Annotated in this window: 18 protein-coding genes; 9 read left to right on the top strand and 9 right to left on the bottom strand. The window is 70.9% G+C overall.

Annotation, left to right across the window (positions count from 1 at the left end):
* A partial coding sequence (locus tag CSC65_RS09090; RefSeq protein WP_162410239.1) for a YceI family protein occupies positions 1-741 on the bottom strand: 741 nt, incomplete at its 3' end.
* 100 nt (positions 742-841) lie between these two features.
* On the opposite strand from CSC65_RS09090, the gene CSC65_RS09085 reads away from it, so the two are divergent.
* The gene (locus CSC65_RS09085) at positions 842-4,378 is read left to right on the top strand and encodes a hybrid sensor histidine kinase/response regulator (RefSeq protein ID WP_238390331.1); all 3,537 of its coding nucleotides are present in this window, start codon (positions 842-844) and stop codon (positions 4,376-4,378) included.
* A complete protein-coding gene (locus CSC65_RS09080) occupies positions 4,375-5,382 on the top strand; it encodes a hypothetical protein (protein ID WP_162410238.1) in 1,008 nt (335 codons plus the stop codon). The genes CSC65_RS09085 and CSC65_RS09080 overlap by 4 nt, the downstream gene beginning before the upstream one ends.
* An 8-nt stretch (positions 5,383-5,390) precedes the next feature.
* Here CSC65_RS09080 and hemE read toward each other — a convergent pair whose 3' ends face one another.
* The 4 genes from hemE to CSC65_RS09060 all read right to left on the bottom strand — a co-directional run bounded on the left by hemE (position 5,391) and on the right by CSC65_RS09060 (position 8,585).
* Positions 5,391-6,464 (bottom strand): uroporphyrinogen decarboxylase, encoded by a 1,074-nt coding sequence (hemE, locus tag CSC65_RS09075; RefSeq protein WP_162410237.1) that lies wholly within the window; start codon positions 6,462-6,464, stop codon positions 5,391-5,393.
* A 59-nt stretch (positions 6,465-6,523) separates the two neighbouring features.
* Positions 6,524-6,778 (bottom strand): WGR domain-containing protein, encoded by a 255-nt coding sequence (locus CSC65_RS09070; protein ID WP_162410236.1) that lies wholly within the window; start codon positions 6,776-6,778, stop codon positions 6,524-6,526.
* Between the two features lie 161 nt (positions 6,779-6,939).
* The gene (aroB, locus tag CSC65_RS09065) at positions 6,940-8,046 is read right to left on the bottom strand and encodes a 3-dehydroquinate synthase (RefSeq protein WP_162410235.1); all 1,107 of its coding nucleotides are present in this window, start codon (positions 8,044-8,046) and stop codon (positions 6,940-6,942) included.
* Positions 8,043-8,585, bottom strand: a complete 543-nt coding sequence (locus CSC65_RS09060; protein WP_162410234.1) for a shikimate kinase — start codon at positions 8,583-8,585, stop codon at positions 8,043-8,045. Before CSC65_RS09060 ends, aroB begins: the two co-directional genes overlap by 4 nt.
* 175 nt (positions 8,586-8,760) lie before the next feature.
* Between CSC65_RS09060 and CSC65_RS09055 the strand changes: the two genes are divergently transcribed.
* Positions 8,761-8,964: a dodecin family protein gene (locus CSC65_RS09055; RefSeq protein ID WP_162410233.1), complete on the top strand. Its 204-nt coding sequence runs from the start codon at positions 8,761-8,763 to the stop codon at positions 8,962-8,964.
* 136 nt (positions 8,965-9,100) lie between these two features.
* Positions 9,101-9,553, top strand: coding sequence for a hypothetical protein (locus CSC65_RS09050; protein ID WP_162410232.1), 453 nt, complete (start codon positions 9,101-9,103; stop codon positions 9,551-9,553).
* 4 nt (positions 9,554-9,557) lie between these two features.
* On the opposite strand, the gene CSC65_RS09045 is transcribed toward CSC65_RS09050, so the two are convergent.
* Complete coding sequence (locus CSC65_RS09045) at positions 9,558-10,370, bottom strand: kinase (RefSeq protein WP_162410231.1); 813 nt, start codon at positions 10,368-10,370, stop codon at positions 9,558-9,560.
* 41 nt (positions 10,371-10,411) lie between these two features.
* Here CSC65_RS09045 and pdxH point away from each other — a divergent pair, with 41 nt between their 5' ends.
* The 3 genes from pdxH (at position 10,412) to CSC65_RS09030 (ending at position 12,628) form a co-directional block, all read left to right on the top strand.
* Positions 10,412-11,014, top strand: coding sequence for a pyridoxamine 5'-phosphate oxidase (gene pdxH, locus CSC65_RS09040; protein ID WP_162410230.1), 603 nt, complete (start codon positions 10,412-10,414; stop codon positions 11,012-11,014).
* A 130-nt stretch (positions 11,015-11,144) separates the two neighbouring features.
* A complete protein-coding gene (locus tag CSC65_RS09035) occupies positions 11,145-11,942 on the top strand; it encodes a cobalamin-binding protein (RefSeq protein WP_162410229.1) in 798 nt (265 codons plus the stop codon).
* Positions 11,943-12,235: 293 nt separating this feature from the next.
* Positions 12,236-12,628 (top strand): DUF4124 domain-containing protein, encoded by a 393-nt coding sequence (locus CSC65_RS09030; RefSeq protein ID WP_162410228.1) that lies wholly within the window; start codon positions 12,236-12,238, stop codon positions 12,626-12,628.
* 23 nt (positions 12,629-12,651) lie between these two features.
* On the opposite strand, the gene CSC65_RS09025 is transcribed toward CSC65_RS09030, so the two are convergent.
* On the bottom strand, positions 12,652-13,242 hold the full coding sequence (locus tag CSC65_RS09025) for a class I SAM-dependent DNA methyltransferase (protein WP_162410227.1): 591 nt from the start codon (positions 13,240-13,242) through the stop codon (positions 12,652-12,654).
* Between the two features lie 112 nt (positions 13,243-13,354).
* Between CSC65_RS09025 and CSC65_RS09020 the strand changes: the two genes are divergently transcribed.
* Complete coding sequence (locus tag CSC65_RS09020) at positions 13,355-13,810, top strand: CopD family protein (RefSeq protein WP_162410257.1); 456 nt, start codon at positions 13,355-13,357, stop codon at positions 13,808-13,810.
* Positions 13,811-14,151: 341 nt separating this feature from the next.
* Here CSC65_RS09020 and CSC65_RS09015 read toward each other — a convergent pair whose 3' ends face one another.
* Positions 14,152-15,837 (bottom strand): alkaline phosphatase family protein, encoded by a 1,686-nt coding sequence (locus CSC65_RS09015; protein ID WP_162410226.1) that lies wholly within the window; start codon positions 15,835-15,837, stop codon positions 14,152-14,154.
* Positions 15,838-16,054: 217 nt separating this feature from the next.
* Between CSC65_RS09015 and CSC65_RS09010 the strand changes: the two genes are divergently transcribed.
* Positions 16,055-17,329, top strand: coding sequence for a dicarboxylate/amino acid:cation symporter (locus CSC65_RS09010; RefSeq protein WP_162410225.1), 1,275 nt, complete (start codon positions 16,055-16,057; stop codon positions 17,327-17,329).
* 10 nt (positions 17,330-17,339) lie between these two features.
* Here the strand turns inward: CSC65_RS09010 and CSC65_RS09005 are convergent, their stop codons facing one another.
* Complete coding sequence (locus tag CSC65_RS09005; protein ID WP_162410224.1) at positions 17,340-18,683, bottom strand: amidohydrolase family protein; 1,344 nt, start codon at positions 18,681-18,683, stop codon at positions 17,340-17,342.
* Positions 18,684-18,693: the final 10 nt, after the last annotated feature.

Below are 18,693 nucleotides of genomic sequence, written 5' to 3'. Positions count from 1 at the left end.
GGGAGGCGCGGGGCTGTCGGCGGGATCGTCGCTGGCCGGCGGCGGGGTGTCCGCGTCGGCCCCGGGCGCTGGCGCGATGCCATCGTCATCGGTCGTCGCCTTGCCATCGCCTGCGCGCGTGCTGCGCAACGCCTCGGCTTCGATCCGCAGTTCGACCTGGTCGCCGATCACCGACGGCCAGGCATCCATGCCGAACGCCTGGCGGCTGAGCGTGGCGGTGGCGGAGAAGCCGGCGGTGCGGCGGAACGGCGGCAGCGGATGCCGCTTGAGTGCGTTGAAGGTGACCTGCAGCGGAACCTCGCGGGTTACGCCGCGCAGGGTCAGTTCGCCATGGACGATGAAACGGTCAGGGGCGAGCGATTCGACGCGGGTGGAGACGAATCGCGCTTCCGGCCAGCGTTGGGCGTCGAGCAGGTTGCGGGCGAGCGCGGCGCGATTCCAGCCGTCATCGCCCAGGTCCAGGCGTTGCAGCGGCACGTTCACGTCCAGTCGCGCCTGGCTCCAGTCGTCCGGGTCGAACTCGAGCGTGCCGGTGCTGCCCGAGAGCGTGCCCAGCGCCTGCGAGAAGCCTGCATGCGAAATCGCGAACAGCACCCGCGTGTGGACCGGGTCCAGTTCGTAGCGGGCCTGGGCGGCACCGGCCAGGGCGGGGACCAGCGTCAACCAGGCCAGCAGCAGGCGCGCCGCCCGCGCGGCCGGACCGCGGCGTATGGGGGGCAGGGAGGTTGAATCGGCGGACATGGCGGCATTCTAGGCCGGCATCGCCACGCGCGCGGCTTGCGCCTGCAACGATGCGTTGCGACGATCCGCACGGGGAAACGGGGTGGGAACGGGAACCGGAATGCCGATGTGGCGTGGGTGCGTGCTGTGCCTGTTGCTGGTGGTCGCCACGACCGCCGCCGCCGCCGTGCCCGAGATTCCACGTTTCCGCGTGCTCGGTCCGGCCGACGGCCTGCCGGCCACGACAGTGCCGGCGCTGGCGCGCGACCAGGACGACTTCCTCTGGGCGGCCACGTGGGATGGGCTGGCACGCTATGACGGCGTCGGCTTCCGCGTCTGGCGGCACGATCCTGAGGATCCGACGTCGCTGCCGGGCAACGTGCTGCAGGTGCTGTACGTGGATGCGCGCAACCGCATCTGGGTCGCGAGCGAAGGTGGCGGCCTGAGCGTGATGGATGCCGATCGCAAGGGCTTCCGCCACTTCCGCAAGGCGCAGTTCCCGCAGATGGAGAGCGAGGAAGTCTTCGCCGTAGCCGGCCGCGGCGACGAAATATGGTTCGGAACCTATGGCGGCGGCCTCTATCGCATAGACGCGCAGGACCAGGTCAAGCGGCTGCGTTCTTCCGATCCGGCGGTCAACGCCGTGCTGGACCGGGCAATCATGGCGCTGGCGTTCGACGACCGCGGGGGGATCCTGGTCGGCACGATGCAGGGCCTGGTGCGCTGCGCCGACAAGCAGGTGCATCGCCTGCCGCTGCCGGGCGAGTTTCCCTCGCCGACCGTGGTTTCGCTGTGGCGCGAAGGGGAATCGACCTGGATCGGCACGACGCGCGGACTGTTCCGCCTCGGCGACGACGGCCGTTGGCGCACGCCGGCCTGGGCCGGGGCATTCACCGGCAAGCAGACCGTTACCGCGATGAGCGACGACGGCGAAGGCGGTTACTGGATCGCCGCGACCAATGGCCTGTGGCGCGTCCGCGGCGGCAACGCCCCGGTGGCGGTCACCCACGAGGCCAAGGCGCTGGGCGTCAACAGCCAGGTGCAGGCGTTGCTGCGCCAGCCCGACGGCGCGTTGTGGGTGACGCTGCCGTCGCGCGGACTGGGCTACCTGCGCTCTGACTGGCGGCGCATGGCGGTGCTGGACGAAACCCATGGGCTCGAGGGAGGCATGTATCGCGGTGTCGCGCCGGCCGCGCGTGGTGGCGTCTGGCTCGCCGGCAGCACCGGCAGCATCGAATGGCTGGACACGAGAACGGGCGAGACGCAGCCGCTGTCGTCGCAACTGGCGCACATGCGGCGCAATGCCATTCTCGAGGATCGAAGCGGCCGGCTCTGGCTTGACCAGGGCAACGGCCTGGTGCGGATGGATCCCGGCACCGGGGAGGTCGTGCAATGGCTCAACGACGGCTCCGCCGACACCACGCCGGGCAAGGCCATCCAGTGGCTGCTTCCCGCGCGCGATGCCAGCATCTGGCTGGCCGCTACCGGCGGAGGCCTGCAGCGCCGCGACCTGCGGAGTGGACGCGTCCAGGAATCGCTGCCGGTCGGTACGCCCGGCTTGGCCATGGCCGACCTGTCGATGGTCCAGCTCGGGCCGGACGACGCGCCCTGGGTCGCCGCAGAAGCCGGCTTGCGGCGATGGGATGCGGCGGCCCGCGCCTTTCTTCCCTTGCCGGGGATGGATTCGCAGCCGGTGCTCGCCTTCGCCTTCGACGGTCCCGACCGGGTGTGGCTGCAAAGGCTGACCGGCCTCGAGGCATGGGATCGCGAGCAGGATGCCTGGCAGCGGCGCCTGCACCTGGGCATCGGTGAAGGCATCCCCGCCACCGAAGCGACCGGGCTGGTCGTGGACCGCATGCATCGGGCCTGGTTGGCCACGCGCCGCGGCCTGTTCCGCGTCGACCCGCGTGCCGCCGACGGGGTGCCGACGGTGCGCCGATTCGGCGTGCGCGAGGGCCTGACCAGCCAGGAGTTCACCGAGCGCGCGCTGGCACTGGATGCCTCTGGCGTGCTGGTCGCAAGCGCCGGCGATGGCTCGCTGTTGCTGCTCGATACGGACATGCCCGATCCGGTGCGTCCGCCACCGCAGCTGGTCGTGGAGGCGGTGCGCGTGCGTCGCGGCGAAGAGCTGGTCGAGTTGCCGGCCACCGGCGGTTTCGAACTGCTGCCGGACGACCATGACCTGCAGGTGGTCACCCGGCTGATGGCGTTCGACGATCCGGAGTCCAACCGCTACCGCTTCCGCCTCGATGGCTTCGACCAGGACTGGATCGGCGTGCAGGGTCGCGGCGAGCGGGTCTTCTCGCAATTGCCCGCCGGCAATTACCGGTTGCGGATCCAGGCGGCGGCAGGTCCCGGCCAGCCCTGGTCGCAGGCGCAGGAAATCTCCTTCCGCGTGCCGCCGCCGTGGTGGCGCAGTCCCTGGGGCATCGCCGGGCTGGGTGCGCTCGGCATCGTGCTGCTGCTTTCGCTCGGCTGGCTGTACCGCCGCCGCCTGAGCCGCCGCAACCAGTGGCAGCTGGACGTGCACAAGCGCGAGCTGGCCGAGCAGGCCTCGCTGGCCAAGAGCCGTTTCCTGGCGACCCTGGGCCACGAGGTGCGCACGCCGATGACCGGCGTGCTGGGCATGAGCGAACTGCTGCTGGCCACGCCGCTGGATCCACGCCAGCGCAGCTACATCGAATCCATCCGCCGGGCCGGCGAACACCTCATGCGGCTGGTCAACGATGCGCTGGACCTGGCCCGGATCGAGGCCGGAAAGCTCGAGCTGGACATGCAGGATTTCGACCTGCACGCGCTGGTCGCCGAGATCGCCGCGCTGATGGCGCCCAGCGCCGAGCAGCGCGGCCTGGCCTTCCACGTCAACGTGGCCGAGGACGCGCCGCGTGGCCTGCGCGGCGATCCGATGCGCGTGCGCCAGATCCTGCTCAACCTGCTCGGCAACGCGGTCAAGTTCACCGATCGTGGGGAAGTCGCGCTGGATGTGTCGCCGGGCGTGGAGGGCGGGGTCGGTTTCGTGGTGCGCGATACCGGCCCGGGCCTCAACGACGAACAGCGCCAGCGCCTGTTCCGGCGCTTCGAGCAGGCCGATGGCGCGCGCACGACCGCCCGCTACGGCGGCAGCGGCCTGGGCCTGGCGATCTGCCAGGAGCTGGCGGTGGCCATGGGCGGGCGGATCAGTGTCGACAGCACGCCAGGGCAGGGCACGGCGTTCAGCGTGCAGCTGCCGCTGGCCGCGGTATCGCCGCCGGCGCCTGCATCGCGACACGCCGCCGCCGCATCGCGGCACCTGGACCTGCTGCTGGTGGAGGACGACCCGACCGTGGCCGAGGTGATCGCCAGCCTGCTGCGCGCGCAGGGCCATCGGGTCGCGCACGCGCCGCACGGACTGGCCGCGCTGGCCGACGTGTCGGTGGCGCGCTTCGACATGGCCTTGCTCGACCTGGACCTGCCGGGCATGGATGGCCTGGCGCTGGCCCGCCAGCTGCGCCTGCAGGGATTCGCACCGCCGTTGCTGGCGGTGACCGCGCGCGCCGACGGAGACGCCGAGCAGCAGGCGCGCGCGGCCGGATTCGACGGCTTCCTGCGCAAGCCGGTCACCGGCGAGATGCTGGCCGCGGCGATCGAGTCGCTGCTGCCGGATGCTCCCGGGACATGACGCGCGGCGGCCTGTGCTGGCGCCTGGCGGGGATGCTGGCCGGCGCCGGCCTGGCCCTGGGGCCTGTCGCCGCAGCGGCGCAGTCGCAGGACACGCAGCTGACTGTTGTGGAGACGCCTTCGCAGGTCGAGTTCCTTGGCGGGGTGCTCGCCGAGAGCCGCGTGCTCTATCCGCTGCAGGTCGGCAGCTGGGTCGCCGAGTCCGAGCATCGTTATCCCGAACAGCGCCTGGGCGTGTCGGTGCGCTACATCGACAACGGCAAGCAGCGCTGGATCGACCTCTATTTCTATCCCGCCGGCCTGCAAAGCGTGCAGAGCCTGGCGCTGGTCGCGGGTAGCGAGCGCGACGGCATTGCCGATGCCGCCCGGCAGGCCGGACGCGAGGTGGCGCTGGGCGTGCTCGAGCCCATCGAATTGGCCCGCGGCGGCGTGGAGGGCCATGGCGTGGACGCCGCCGCGCCCGCGGCAGGCATGCAGCAGGCCTGGAAGCTGGGCCTCGCCTATCCCGACGAACGCCTGGCGTCGGCGATGCTGCTGTTTGCGCACGACCTGTACCTGGTCAAGGCGCGCGCCAGCGCGCCGCTGTCGTCCCCGATCGAGGACGAGCTGGTGCGATTCATGCAGGTGGTGGCCGCGCAGTTGCGCATCGTCAACACCGGAAGGTGCTGGTTGGCAGCCCGTACCGATATCGTCGACACCTTGCCCGCTTCCGGCCACGACCGGGTGCGGGCCAGTTACCGCGACCCGGGGCGGGACGTCGCCGCGGTGGTGGTCGACGATCGCGTGCTGGTCGCGCGCGGCGAGGCCGCGCGCGCGCAGGCGCTTGCGAAGGAGCTGACGGGCACGCTGTATCCCGGTTGCGTGGCGCCGGAGGCCATAGAGCCGGAGGTGCCGCCCTCGATGCGCGAGATGCGGATCGAGTACCGCGCACCGAACGCCGTCGAAGGTCCCTCGCGCGGCCCCCGGATCGGGCGGCCGCAGCCACCGCAATCCGGGACGGGATGAGCGCGCCCTCAGCGCGCGCTGTGCGCGTGCACCGCCTCGACCAGCGCGGCGACGTGCTCGGGATCCATGTCCGGCGACATGCCGTGGCCGAGGTTGAACACGTGGCCCTCGCGCGATCCGCCATTGCCGGCGGCGTAGTCGTCGAGCACGCGCGCGGCTTGGCGCGCGATCGCCTGCGGGCTGCCGTACAGGGTGGCCGGATCCAGGTTGCCCTGCAGCGCGACGCGGCCGCCGGTGCGGCGCGCGGCTTCGGACAGGTCGACCAGCCAGTCGACGCCGACCGCGTCGGTGCCGGTGGCGGCCAGCGCTTCCAGGTGCGGGGCGTTGCCCTTGCCGAACAGGATCAGCGGCGTGCGCGCGTCGCCTTCGCCGCGTTGCAGCTCGCGCGCGATGCGCTCCAGGTACGGCAGCGAGAACTCGCGGTACAGCGACGGCGACAGCACGCCGCCCCAGGTGTCGAACACCTGCAGCGCCTGCGCGCCGGCCGCGCGCTGCGCCGACAGGTAGGCGATCACCGCGTCGGTGACCACGCCCAGCATCCGGTGCAGAAGCTCGGGCCGGTTGAAGGCCATCGCCTTGATCTTCGAATAGTTGTCGCTGCCGCCGCCCTCGACCATGTAGCAGGCCAGGGTCCACGGGCTGCCCGAGAAGCCGATCAGCGGCACTTGGCCACCCAGCTCGCGGCGGATCACGCGGATGGCATCCATCACGTAGCGCAGCTCGGTCTCCATGTCCGGCACGGCCAGGCGGGCGACGTCCTCTTCGTTGCGCACCGGGCGCTCGAACTTGGGACCTTCGCCCTCGACGAAGTACAGGCCCAGGCCCATCGCGTCGGGCACGGTGAGGATGTCGGAGAACAGGATGGCCGCGTCCAGCGGGAAGCGGCGCAGCGGCTGCAGGGTCACTTCGCAGGCCAGCTCGGGATTCTTGGCCATCGCCAGGAAGCTGCCGGCGGCAGCGCGGCTGGCGCGGTACTCGGGCAGGTAGCGGCCGGCCTGGCGCATCAGCCAGACGGGAGTTCGGTCTACGGGCTGCCGGCGCAGGGCGCGCAGCAGGCGGTCATTGGCGAGGGTATCGGACACGGGGAACCTGTGGCGGGGAGGGGAGGCTGGGGTCGAGGATCGCGGCCGCAGTGGGCTGCCTATTTCGGCGCCTCGGCGCCGCTGACGAACATGAGCTGGAAGCCGCGCTTGAGCTGGCTGTCGCGGGCCTTCTCGAAGGCGGCGGTGGCTTCGGCCTGGAGCAGGTACTGCTCGCGGCGCAGCTGCGCGCGGCCGCCGATCTGGCCGCTCTCGCGCAGCAGCTCCCAGCCGCCGAACAGGTCCGGCTGCAGGGTCAGCTGCAGGTAGCGGGGGGCTTCACCCGGGGCCGGGTGCTGCTGCAGGAAGATGCGCATGGCGCAATTGTAGCCGGCGCCATCGCCGGGGGCCGCCGTCTGGCCGGGTTCCGCGCCGCTTCCGCCAGGGCTGGCGGCCTGGACCGGCCATGGGCCGCGATGGGGCCTGGTGCGACCCGGGATGCGCGCGTGGTTTCCAGCACGGGGAGCGCAGGCGGGGCTCAGCCCTCGCCAAGGATCTCCAGCACGCGGGCCTCGTCCACGTCCGGCACCACCTCGGCGCGCCCCAGGCCACGCCACAGGACCAGGCGCAGGCGGCCGGCCAGGTTCTTCTTGTCCAGGCGCATGCGCGCCAGCAGCGCGGCCGGTTCCAGGCCGGCCGGCACGGCGGTCGGCAGCCCGCACGCGACCAGCAGGCTGCGCAACCGCTCGGTGTCGGTTGCTGCTGCCATCCCCAGCCGGACCGACAGGCGCGCGGCCAGGACCATCCCTACCGCCACCGCTTCGCCGTGGTTGAGTGCGTCGCGATCGCTGCCGGCGTACCCCTGTTCGGCCTCGATCGCGTGGCCGAAGGTATGGCCGAGGTTGAGCAGGGCGCGTTCGCCCTTTTCCAGCGGGTCGCGCTCGACGATCCCGGCCTTGTGTTCGCAGCTGCGCGCGATCGCCTCCGCCAGGGCCCGGTCGTCGCCGGCCAGCAGGGCCTCGCGTTCGGCCTCCAGCCACTGGAAGAACAGCGGGTCGCGGATCGCCCCGTACTTGATCACTTCCGCCAGGCCGGCCCGCAGTTCGCGCGGCGGCAGGGTACGCAGCGCGGCGGTGTCGGCGAACACCGCGCGCGGCGGATGGAAGGCGCCGACCAGGTTCTTGCCCTGCGGGATGTCGACCGCGGTCTTGCCGCCGACCGACGAATCGACCATCGACAGCAGGGTGGTGGGCAGTTGCACGCAGTCCACGCCGCGCATCCAGCACGCCGCGGCGAAACCGGCCAGGTCGCCGACCACGCCGCCCCCGAGCGCATACACGGTGGCGTCGCGGGTGGCGCCCAGCGCGGCCAGCGCGTCGATCACCCCGCCGAAGCTGGCCAGGGTCTTGTGCGCCTCGCCGGCGGGGATCACGTGCAGGGCGATGTGCAGGTCCGGTCGCGCGGCGCGCAACGCGGCCTCGACCGCGCCCGCGTACAGCGGCGCGACGTGGCTGTCGCTCAGCAGCAACACGTGGCGGCCCCGTGCGTGCGAGGCCAGACGCGCGCCGTCGCCGAGCAGTCCGGGTCCGATGTCGATGGAGTAGGGAGTGTCGCCGCCCACTGCGACCGTGCGCGTCGCGCTCATGCCGCGACACCGCCGAAGTTCCAGCGGCTGGCCAGCTGCAGGGCCAGGCGCGTGGCGGCATCGGTTGCGGTCAGGCCGTCGGTATCCATGGACAGGTCGGCAACCTCGCGGTAAAGCGGTTCGCGTGCCAGGGCCAGGTCGCGCAGCACCTGGTCGCGATCGGCCCGCTGCAGCAACGGGCGGGTACGGTCGCGCGCCAGTCGCTTCATCTGCGCCTCCAGCCCGGCCGACAGGTAGACGACGAAGCCGCGTTCGCGCATGAGGCGGCGGTTCTCCGCATCCAGGACCGCGCCGCCGCCGGTGGCGACGAGCTGCCCCTCGCCGGCCAGCAGTTCGGACAGCGCGCAGCGCTCGCGCTCGCGGAAGCCCGACTCGCCCACGTGCTCGAAGATCGCGGTGATGGTCGCGCCGGTGCGCTGTTCGATGTGGTGGTCGGCGTCGACGAACTGCAGGCCGAAGCGCTCGGCAAGGCGCCGTCCGATCGATGTCTTGCCGGCGCCCATCGGGCCGACCAGCACGAGGTTGGGTGCGGGATTCATGGGCAGGGATGCTAGCACCGGCTCCGGAAGCGGACGACGGTCACCGCTGCAACCGAGCGCGCGCGTATCGATGCGCCGGATGTGGCGAGGGCCGCCGGGTCATGCCGCGGGGTTAACACGCGTGGCAACAGACTCTGGCTCCCGGCGCGCAGGCGCCCCCAGCAGGAGTGTCGCCATGTCGATCGCCAAGGTCATCGAAGTCAGCGCCTCGTCCAAGACCAGCATCGAGGATGCGGTCAGGAGCGGGTTGAAGAAGGTCGCCGAGACCGTGCAGGGCATCCAGGGCGCCTGGATCAACGAAACCAAGGTGGAGACCGATGGCGAGGGCAACGTCGTGGAGTGGCGGGTCAACCTGAAAGTCACCTTCATCGTCCAGTAGCCGCCGAGGGCCGCGGCCCGCTGGCCGCTTCCGCGACGGTGCGCCGTTGTCCGGATCAGGTGCGGATGGCGTCGCGTGCGAGGGCGCGATCCGCGGACTGCGCGGATGCGGGCACCACACTCACCGGGAGGTCGTCATGCAGATCTGGATCGGGCGCCTGGCGCTGGCTGGCATCGTTTCGATCGCCGCCAGCGGTGCAGCCGGCGCGGTATCGCTGAGCGACATGAAGGGCTTCGAGTCGCTGTTCGGCCGCTACGGGCCGAAGGGCGATTGCGCGAAGTATCCGCAGGTGGTGATCGACGCGGCTGGCTTTTCGCTGGACCAGGGCCAGGGCAGGGTCGAGCGCGCGCCGACGCTGGAACATGCGATCACGTTCTTCGGGCCGGACTACCAGGGGGACGCGGGCGCCTTCTTCCCGTACTGGACCGATGCGGGCCCCAATCCCCTGCTCGTCCTGGTCAACGACACCGGTCCCGGGTCGCTGACGGTCACGGGGCATGACCTGGGTTTCCCCGGTGGACCGCCGATGCCGCCGCGCTATCAGCCCTGGCTCAAGGGATCGCCCTACGCGAAGTGCACCGGGGGCTGAGCACTCAGGCAAGCACCTCGCGGCCGCCACCGAGCGCGATCACCCTGTCGGCCCGTGCGGGCAGGGTCCGCAGCGCCTGCCGGCTCACCCGCTCGTAGTGCTGGATGAAGCGCGCCAGGCTTGGCACGTCCATGCCGGCGCGTCCGGGCTCGGCGGCCTGCAGCGCCCGCTCCTGCTGCAGGCGCCAGGCGTATACGGCCTCGAAGTCCGGAGGCTGCAGGAACCAGAGCGTGTCGATGCGCTGCCACAGCGCCGGGTAATCACGGCCAAGCGCGGTGTTGCACCAGCGGCGCCAGGTGCCATCGGGGTCTTCGTCGCGCTCGAGGGCATTGAGCGGCACGCGCAGTGCGTCGTCGGCCTCCGCGGATACCGAAAGGCACCAGCCCTCCAGCACCAGGAGGTCGAGTGGACGCGTGGGGACCGGCCAGCGCGATGCGGGCATCCGGTCGTCACCGAGCTTGTCGAAGCGCGGCAGCGGAACAACGTCGCCGTCGCCAAGCGCATCGAGGGTCCGCAAGGCCAGCGCTACGTCGTGCGTACCGGGCGGGCCACGTGTGGCGAGCAGCGGATGCACTTCGCGCGCGAGCACCTGGCGATTGGCGGCCGTGAGATAGAAATCATCCAGCGAGGCGGTCGCCGCCGACATTCCCGCCGCGTGGGCGGCGGCTACGACCTGGGCGGCCAGCGTGCTCTTGCCGCTGCCCTGCAGCCCGCTGATGCCGAGCACGCGCATGCCGGTGCCCGCGCAGGCGGCACTTGCCACCAGTGCTTCGTGCACCAGTGACTCCGGGAAACCTGCGTGCGCCTGCATCGGCATGGGGCCACAATACGGGTCCCCGATGCGCGTGTGGAGCCACCATGACCGACCCGCTGTACACCGAGGCGCTCGCGACCTTCGGCCGGCTGCTCGACGAGGCCGCAGCCAGCGGCATGACCGATCCCAATGCGATGACCGTGGCCACCGCCGGCGCGGATGGACGGCCTTCCGCGCGGACGGTGCTGCTGAAGGCATTCGATGCGCGCGGCTTCGCGTTCTACACCCACCTGGACAGTCCCAAGGGCCGCGACCTGCGCGCCAACCCGCACGCGGCTTTGCTGTTCCACTGGCGCCACCTGCGCGAGGCGGGGGTGCAGGCACGGATTGCCGGTGGCGTGGCCCTGGTCGACGACGCCGAAGCAGACGCCTACTTCGCCAGCCGGCCGCGGATGAGCCAGCTGGGTGCGTGGGCGTCCAGGCAGTCGACGACGCTGCCTTCGCGCGAAGCGTTCGAGGCGCGGCTGGCGGCGGTCGAAGCGGAGTTCGACGGTCGCGACGTACCGCGTCCGCCGGGCTGGAGCGGATTCCGCGTGGAGCCGGAGTCGTTCGAGTTCTGGTATGGCGCCGGCTTCCGCCTCCACGAGCGCTGGTGCTATGAACGCGATGCAGCGGGCGCCTGGGCGAAGCGGATGCTGTATCCGTGACCGGCGACACCGGCATGCGCGCGCTGCCAGCCGCGGCGCGGTTTGCGACCCCGGGCAATCCAGCCGCACACGAGGTACGCAGCCTGCGAGCGGCCGGGCACGCCGCCTGCCCGTACAAGGCGATCGCCTGATGGGTCCGCGGCGGATCGTCTGCCTCACCGAGGAGCCGACCGAAACGCTGTACGCGCTCGGCGAGCAGGATCGGATCGTCGGCATCAGCGGCTTCACGGTGCGGCCACCGCAGGCGCGACGCGAGAAGCCCAAGGTCAGTGCATTCACCAGCGCGAAGATCGAGGCGATCCTCGCCCTGCGGCCGGAGCTTGCGATCGGTTTCTCCGACATCCAGGCCGACATCGCCGCCGAACTGGTGCGACGCGGGGTGGAGGTCTGGGTCGCCAACCACCGCAGCGTGGACGGCATCCTCGACTACGTGCGCCGGCTCGGCGCGCTGGTCGGCGCGGGCGAGCGCGCCAACGCCTATGCCGATGGGCTCAGGCGCGGCCTGGACGAGATCGAGGCACAGGCCGCCATGCTGCCAGTGCGGCCAAAGGTGTACTTCGAGGAATGGGACGAACCGATCATCACCGGCATCCAGTGGGTGGCGGAGCTGGTGCGGATCGCCGGCGGCGAGGACGTGTTTCCGGAGCTTTCCGCCCAGCCGCTCGCACGGGGGCGGATCCTTGCCAGTGGCGACCCGGTGGTGGAGCGCGCGCCGGACATCATCTTCGGCTCGTGGTGCGGCAAGAAATTCCGGCCGGAACAGGTTGCCGCGCGTCCGGGCTGGAGCGCGATCCCGGCGGTGCGCGATGGCGAGCTGCACGAGATCAAATCGCCGCTGATCCTGCAGCCGGGCCCCGCGGCGCTGACCGATGGGGTCACGGCGATGGCCGCGGTGATACGGCGCTGGGCCATGCGTCGCGGTGAGTGAGGCGCGGTGTCGGGCTGCCTGCGTTGCACCAGCGCCTCCTCGCGACTCCCTCGAACGACGCATGTGGATGCGCGCCGGGTCCAGGTCCGGCGTGTGCATCGGTGATCCGGCGAGGCTGGGAACGGCGGGTCGAGCGCCGGCGGCCGGACCGGCGGCGGTCGTGCCCAGCCCATGGTCACGCATCGAGAATCGGCAGGCACTTCACCATTGCGCGCGCTGAAACGTGTGGAAGGTCCCGATTGTGTGCGTAGGTGGATGCTAGGCTTTCACGCTCTTCCAGCGCGGAACGTTCCATGAAAAATTGCGGCCTGTGGGTGCTTCTGTTCGTGGCCGGCGCTGCCCAGGCCCAACCCGTCTACAAGTGCACGGCCGAGGACGGCAGCAACAGCTACCAGTCCACGCCCTGCGCCGAGGGCGAGGCTTCCGCGACCCGTAGCCATGTTGCCCCTTCGTCCGGTTCCGCGCCGCTCGGCTCGGCACCGCTGTCGAGCTCCATGCAGGCCGTTGCCGTGCCGGCCGGGCCGGGGCAGCGCCGCGTGCAGGTCCGTTACACCACGAACGCCGCGAATTCCGCCTGCGACGGTGCCAAGGCGCAGCGTACGGCCGCGCTGGGCGCTGCCGGTGCCGCCGTCAGCCCCGCGCTGCGCAACAGCCTCGACCAGGACGTGCGCAACGCCTGCGGCTAGGACTCGTCGACGGGCGCCGGCGGTCAGCCGCGCTCCAGCGCCGAGGGTGCATCCGCCATGCCCGGCCCGAGCCAGCATTGCGATCCCACCGGCGTGAAGCCCTGCGCCCGCAGGCGCCGCCGGTACCAGGCGGCCGCGCGCGGCTGGAAGCCGTCGGTATCGCCCTCGAATTCGTCTTCACCGGTGAACGTGCCGAGGTAGGCGACGCCTCCGCAAAGCTCGGCCAGTCCGGGCAGGCCGCGCGCCAGTTCGCGCGCCGGCAGGTAGTGCAGCACGTCGCTGCAGACCAGCAGGTCCACCGGCGCGCACGGGCGCAGCCAGGCGAAATCCCCGAAGCGGGCCAGGTGCAGGTTGCGCCGCGCGCCATGCCGGGCGATCGCATATTCGCTGCCGTCGAAGCCCAGGTAGCGCAGCGTCGGCCGCAGCTTCAGCAAGGGCGCGCGCCAGGCGCCTTCGCCGCAGCCGATGTCGAGCACGCTGCGCACCGGGCGCTCGAGGTAGTACTCGGCCGTGGCCACCGCCAGGGCGACGGTGCGCGCCAGCCGCTTGGGATCGTGCAGATCCTGGCCGCGGTACCAGTGGTCGAAGTAGCGGCGGTCGTAGGTCTTGGTCATCGGTCGCAGGACAGGGAAAGTGGATGGAAGCACCGTGCGTGCATCCCGGTGGTTCGACAGTGCGCGGTCGATCGCCGAGAATCCGCACATCCTAGCCGCAGGCCTGTCGCGCATGTACGCAACGTATCTCTGGGTGAAATCCTTCCACCTGCTGTTCGTGATCGCCTGGATGGGTGGCGTGTTCTACCTGCCGCGGATCCTGGTCAACCTGGCCGAAGCCGGCGAGCAGCCCGAGGTGCGTGTGCGCCTGCTGCTCATGGGGCGTCGGCTGTACCGCTTCGGTCACCACATGTTCGGCCTGGCCGCGCTGCTGGGGCTGGTGCTGTGGCTGGGCCACCGGGTGGTCGATGGATTTCCGACGATGGTCGGTTCGCCGGCGGGCTGGCTGCACGCCAAGCTGCTGCTGGTCGCGCTGATGCTGGCGCACTACATCATGGGCGGCCGCTGGCTGAAGGGCCTGGAGAACGGACGTGCGCTGCCGTCGTCGCGCGCGCTGCGCCTGTTCAACGAGCTGCCGGTGCTGGCGCTGCTCATCGTGGTCTGGCTGGTGCTGGCCAAGCCGTTCTGAGCGGCGCTGCAAGCGAGCGGGACCGTTTCCGCGTAAACACCGGTGTCTGGGCAGCAACATGTCGCTCGCGCCGGGGCCGTGGTGTCTTCGATTGGACCCGGGTTCCGCAAGAACCGGATACACCCGCTCCCCTGTAGGAGCGGGCATGACCGCGACACCGAGGGCGCCAGAAGCACGGGGGCGTCGCCTGTGCAGTCGTCGTCGGTGTTGCGGCCTGGAGTCCGCTACTGCAAGAGCCGTGGTCCGGCACGACGGGTTACGCGGCGCGTATCCGACCCACGCAGGGGCGGACATGACCGCTATAGCTTGGGCGTGGTAACTGCGCCGCCGCCTGCGCTGCCCTACCGCATGAAATCCGACGGCTGCGGCAACTCCACCGGCACGCCATTGTCGTCGCAGGTGCCGGCCTGGCAGAGGCGTTCCCGCAGGCGCGGCGTCGCCTGCACGATGAAGTGGTAGAGCGTGTTCTGCTCGACCGTGCCGCGGACCGCTTCGCTGCCGGGGCCGCGTGCCCAGATGCCCACGTCCTCGCCGCCGTGCGATTCGGATTTCAGCGGCACCAGCGCTTCCTGCAGGTAGTCGGGTGCGGCCGTATCGACCTGCGACAGGTCCGGACGGCCTTCCACCGGCGCAAACGTGCTAGGCGAATGCAGGAACCGCTTCGGGCCGGCTGCCTGGCGGTTGCTCTCGCCGGTGTTGCCCGGGCCATTGGCGTAGGTGAGCGTGGTGAACGTCAGGCCGGTGGCGTCGCGCGCGTACTCGCCGGGCGCATCGTCCTCGCCGCCGCGGCCGCGGACCTTGCCCAGGATCGGATTGCCGCGCACCGGGTAACCGACGAAGTTGAGCGTGTGCGAATGGTCGGCGGTGACCAGGACCAGCGTGTCCTGCGCCGATGTCATCTCCACCGCGGTGCGGACCGCTTCGGACAGGGCGATGGTTTCGTCCAGTGCGCGGAACGCGTTGCCGTAGTGGTTGGCGTGGTCGATGCGCGCGCCCTCGACCATCAGCACGAAGCCGTTGGGGTCCTGCGACAGGTGCGTGATCGCGGTTGCGGTCATTTCCGCAAGCGAGGGCTCGGCGGCGTGGTTGCGGTCGTGGTCGAACTGCATGTGGTCGGGCTCGAACAGGCCCAGCAGCGCCGGGGCGCCGGCCGCGGCCCGCATCTGCTCGCGATTCCACACATAGCGACCCTGCGGATGCGCGCTTTTCCAGTCGGCGACAAGGTCGCGCCCGTCGAGGCGCTGGCCGACCTTGTCGTCGTATTCCGGATCGCGCTGGCCCACCGGGGTGAATTCGCCGCGTCCACCGCCCAGCAGCACGCGCGGGCCACGGCCGTAAGGCGTGCCCACCATCTGCCGCGCGATGTCGGTGCAGCCCTGCGCGAGCGCCTCCGGCGGCAGGTCGGTGTCGTTCTCCCAGTCGCGGTTCGGCGAATGCGCCCAAGTCGCCGCCGGCGTTGCGTGCGTCAGCCGCGCGGTGGAGACGATCCCGGTCGCCATGCCGGCGCTGTCGGCCAGCTGCAGCCAGGTGAGGCGATGCTTGCGCAGGCTGCCGGCGCAGTCGTCGCGATGCCCGGCGGAGACACCGATCGCGCCCATGTGGGTTTTCACGCCGGTGCTGATCGCGGTCATCGTGCCGGCCGAATCGGGGGTCTGCGAGTCGGTGTTGTAGGTCTTGCTAAGGGCGGTATTCGGGAAGCGCTCCCAGCTCAGCTGGTTCTCCTCGCCCGGCTGGCCCCTGCGCTGGCCTTCGAGGATGCGCGCGGCGGCCACCGTGGTCAGGCTCATGCCGTCGCCCAGGAACACGATCACGTTCTTCGCCTTGCCCGACATGGCGCCGTTGCCCGCCGCGCGCGCCGCGCCGCTGCGGTACCACCAGTCGGCCGTTTCACCGCCCGGATGGACCGTCGCCGGCACGTTCACTGCGACAGGCGTGGTGCGGCTGCCCGAGACGTCCGGCGAAGCGCAGGCGCAGAGCAGGGTGGCGCAGAAGGCGGCGAGGGGCAGGACAGGCTTGGAACGCTGCATCACGGGTCCGGGATGGGCGCTCGGGCCGTGCCGCCATGGCAAGCCGCTGCGCGGCGCCAGGGCACGGCGCCGGTGGCGCAGTGGAGGGTGGCGCATTATGCCGCCGTGGCAATGTCATGCCGATGACATGTCGGCGTTCCACTGCCGTCATCGCCACCGCTGGTACCGGTGGGCTATCGTGCCGGTTCGATCCATGCGCCGATGGTGCGGACTTCCGATGAAACTGGTTTCGGCCTGGCTGGCCATCCCGTTCTGGCAGCGCGTGCTGGCCGGCTTCGTCCTCGGCGCGCTCGCCGGCTGGCTGATGGGACCCGCGGCGCAGACCTGGTTCGGGCCGCTGGGCACGATCTACGTGACCCTGATCCGGATGATCGCGGTGCCGCTGGTGCTGTTCGCGGTGATCAATGCCGTCGCCTCCCTGCACGGGCAGAAGTCGGTGGCCGCGCTGGGCGGGCGCACCTTCCTCTGGTTCGCCGCCACCGCCGCGCTGGCGGTATGCGTGGGCCTGGTGGTGGGGCTGGTGCTCAAGCCCGGCCACGGCCTGACCGGGCTGGAGATGGCGCCGGACTACACCGTGCGCGAAGTGCCCACCCCGGTGCAGGTGCTGCTGGACGTGGTCCCGGCCAATCCGTTCAAGGCGCTGGCCGAGGGCAAGATCCTGCAGGTGATCTTCTTCGCCGGCCTGGTCGGCTTCGCCCTGGTCAAGCTCGGCGAGCGCGCCGCGCGGCTGCGCGCGCTGGCCGGCGAAGCCAGCGAGACCATGATCCAGGTCACCCGTTTCGTACTGGAGACCACGCCGCTGGGCACCTTCGGTCTGATCGCCGGCCTGGTCGGCAGTTACGGCTTCGAGAAGCTGCTGCCGCTGGGCAACTTCGTGTTCGCCCTGTACCTGGCCTGCGCGCTGCACATCGTCTTCGTCTATGGAAGCCTGCTGCTGGCGCACGGGCTCAATCCACTGAAGTTCTTCCGCGGCGCCGCGCCCGGCATGCAGGTGGCGTTCGTCAGTTCCTCGAGCTTCGCCTCGATGCCGGTGGCGATGCGCAGCGTCACCCACAACCTGGGCGTGGACCGGGATTACGCCGCCTTCGCCGTGCCGCTGGGCGCGAGCATCAAGATGGATGGTTGCGGCGCGATCTACCCGGCGCTGACCAGCGTGTTCGTGGCCCAGTACTTCGGCCTGGACCTGTCGGTGAACCAGTACTTCGTGATCCTGCTCGCGTCGGTGCTGGGCAGCTTCGGCACCGCCGGCGTGCCGGGCACGGCGATCGTGATGGTGACCCTGGTGCTCAGCGCCGCCGGCCTGCCGCTGGAAGGCATCGGCCTGCTGGTGGCGATCGACCGCGTGCTCGACATGATGCGGACGATGACCAACGTGACCGGGCAGATGCTGGTGCCGGTGCTGGTGGCCAAGGAAACCGGCCTGCTGGATCGCGACATCTACGATCGCGCTTCCAGCAACATCGGCCTCGAACACGAGGGCGTCGGCGACTGAGCCGGCGGCCTCAGTCGCGACCGCTCGCGCCGGCCTTCTTCTCCGTCACGGCGTGGAAGGCGCTGCGCGGATAGCGCACGCCGCGCTTCACCGTCTCGGTCACGCTGCGCAGGTGATCGATGTCGGTGAGAGGATCTTCCGAGAGCACGACCAGGTTGGCCAGCTTGCCCGGCTCGATCGTGCCCATGGCCTTTTCCTGGCCCAGCGCGCGCGCCGCCGTCGCAGTCGCGGCGCGGAGCACTTCCATTGGCGGCATCCCGACCGGGCCGGCGAGCAGGTCCAGTTCGTCGTGCAGCGAAGGGAACGGCGCCTCGTCGGGATTGTCGCCGTCGGTGCCGCTGGAAATGGCCACGCCCTGCTGGAAGGCCTGCGCGGTCAGGCGCAGGGTCAGCCCGGCCGAGCAGCGTGGCGGCGCGCCCTGCTTGTCGCGCGCGTACTCCTCGACATGGCGCACGTACACCAGGTTGGTCGCGTCCAGGATGGTCCCGCGCGCGGCCATCGACGCGAACAGGCCGGTGATGGACGCCGGCATCGCGCCGTCCTTGAACGCGGACTCGTCGACCGGCGTGCGCTCGTGGTAACTGGCCGGCTTGTGCGGCGAGGCCTCGTAGGCGAGCGGGCAGCTGTGCGAGATCACGTCCACGCCGGCGGCGACGTCGTCGGCGGGCATCGCCGGGAATACCGCCGCATGCGCCCACACCGGGATGCCCTGGCGGTGCGCTTCGGTGGTGATCTTCGCCAGCAGCGGACCGGGCATGTCGGCGTAGAGCTTGATCCCGTCGGCCGAGGTGCCGCGCGCCATCGCCACGGCCAGGACCAGGTCGGTGCGCTCGTCGATGGCCTGCATCCACGGCGTCTGCCCGGGCTTCCTGCCGCGCGTCACCGCGATGGTGCGCGGATCCTTGAAGAAGCCCGGTCCGGCCATCAAGGCGGCGTAGTGGATGTCGGGCGACGGAATCTCGCCGACCAGCGCCTGCCGCGAGAGCTCGCCGACCGAGCGCACGTCGTCGGCCATGCTGCGCACGGCGGTCACGCCGGAGTAGAGCTGGCGTCGCAGGTTCTTCTTCGCCTCGGCCGCATCCGGTGGCGTGGCCAGGTGGACGTGGGTATCGATCAGGCCGGGGACGACATACCGGCCGCGCAGGTCCACGACCGTCGCACCGGCGGTGCGTGCCTGCGCGTCGGGCATCACCGCGGCGATGCGTTCGCCCTCGACCAGGATGCTGGTCCCCGGCCGTGCCGGGGCACCGGTTCCATCGATCAGCACCGCGTTGCGGTAAAGGGTGCGGGGCGCCTCCCCGGCGATCGCAACCGGGGACAGCAGCAGGCAACAGCACAGGACGCCACGGCGCATCGCACGATCC

Source organism: Pseudoxanthomonas daejeonensis, from assembly GCF_010093205.1.
In the GTDB taxonomy this organism is placed as follows: Bacteria; Pseudomonadota; Gammaproteobacteria; order Xanthomonadales; family Xanthomonadaceae; genus Pseudoxanthomonas; species Pseudoxanthomonas daejeonensis.
Note: the sequence above shows the minus strand (reverse complement) of the source record. Positions and strands in the feature narration are given on the sequence as shown.

Bases quoted from the DNA above. Each gene is read 5' to 3' on its own strand.
- CSC65_RS09030 (WP_162410228.1), top strand. From the start codon at position 12,236: ATGAAAAATTGCGGCCTGTGGGTGCTTCTGTTCGTGGCCGGCGCTGCC.
- CSC65_RS09025 (WP_162410227.1), bottom strand. From the start codon at position 13,242: ATGACCAAGACCTACGACCGCCGCTACTTCGACCACTGGTACCGCGGC.
- CSC65_RS09020 (WP_162410257.1), top strand. From the start codon at position 13,355: ATGTACGCAACGTATCTCTGGGTGAAATCCTTCCACCTGCTGTTCGTG.
- CSC65_RS09055 (WP_162410233.1), top strand. From the start codon at position 8,761: ATGTCGATCGCCAAGGTCATCGAAGTCAGCGCCTCGTCCAAGACCAGC.
- aroB (WP_162410235.1), bottom strand. From the start codon at position 8,046: ATGAGCGCGACGCGCACGGTCGCAGTGGGCGGCGACACTCCCTACTCC.
- CSC65_RS09085 (WP_238390331.1), top strand. From the start codon at position 842: ATGCCGATGTGGCGTGGGTGCGTGCTGTGCCTGTTGCTGGTGGTCGCC.
- CSC65_RS09035 (WP_162410229.1), top strand. From the start codon at position 11,145: ATGGGTCCGCGGCGGATCGTCTGCCTCACCGAGGAGCCGACCGAAACG.
- CSC65_RS09080 (WP_162410238.1), top strand. From the start codon at position 4,375: ATGACGCGCGGCGGCCTGTGCTGGCGCCTGGCGGGGATGCTGGCCGGC.
- CSC65_RS09015 (WP_162410226.1), bottom strand. From the start codon at position 15,837: ATGCAGCGTTCCAAGCCTGTCCTGCCCCTCGCCGCCTTCTGCGCCACC.
- CSC65_RS09010 (WP_162410225.1), top strand. From the start codon at position 16,055: ATGAAACTGGTTTCGGCCTGGCTGGCCATCCCGTTCTGGCAGCGCGTG.
- CSC65_RS09060 (WP_162410234.1), bottom strand. From the start codon at position 8,585: ATGAATCCCGCACCCAACCTCGTGCTGGTCGGCCCGATGGGCGCCGGC.
- CSC65_RS09050 (WP_162410232.1), top strand. From the start codon at position 9,101: ATGCAGATCTGGATCGGGCGCCTGGCGCTGGCTGGCATCGTTTCGATC.
- CSC65_RS09045 (WP_162410231.1), bottom strand. From the start codon at position 10,370: ATGCCGATGCAGGCGCACGCAGGTTTCCCGGAGTCACTGGTGCACGAA.
- CSC65_RS09005 (WP_162410224.1), bottom strand. From the start codon at position 18,683: ATGCGCCGTGGCGTCCTGTGCTGTTGCCTGCTGCTGTCCCCGGTTGCG.
- CSC65_RS09070 (WP_162410236.1), bottom strand. From the start codon at position 6,778: ATGCGCATCTTCCTGCAGCAGCACCCGGCCCCGGGTGAAGCCCCCCGC.
- pdxH (WP_162410230.1), top strand. From the start codon at position 10,412: ATGACCGACCCGCTGTACACCGAGGCGCTCGCGACCTTCGGCCGGCTG.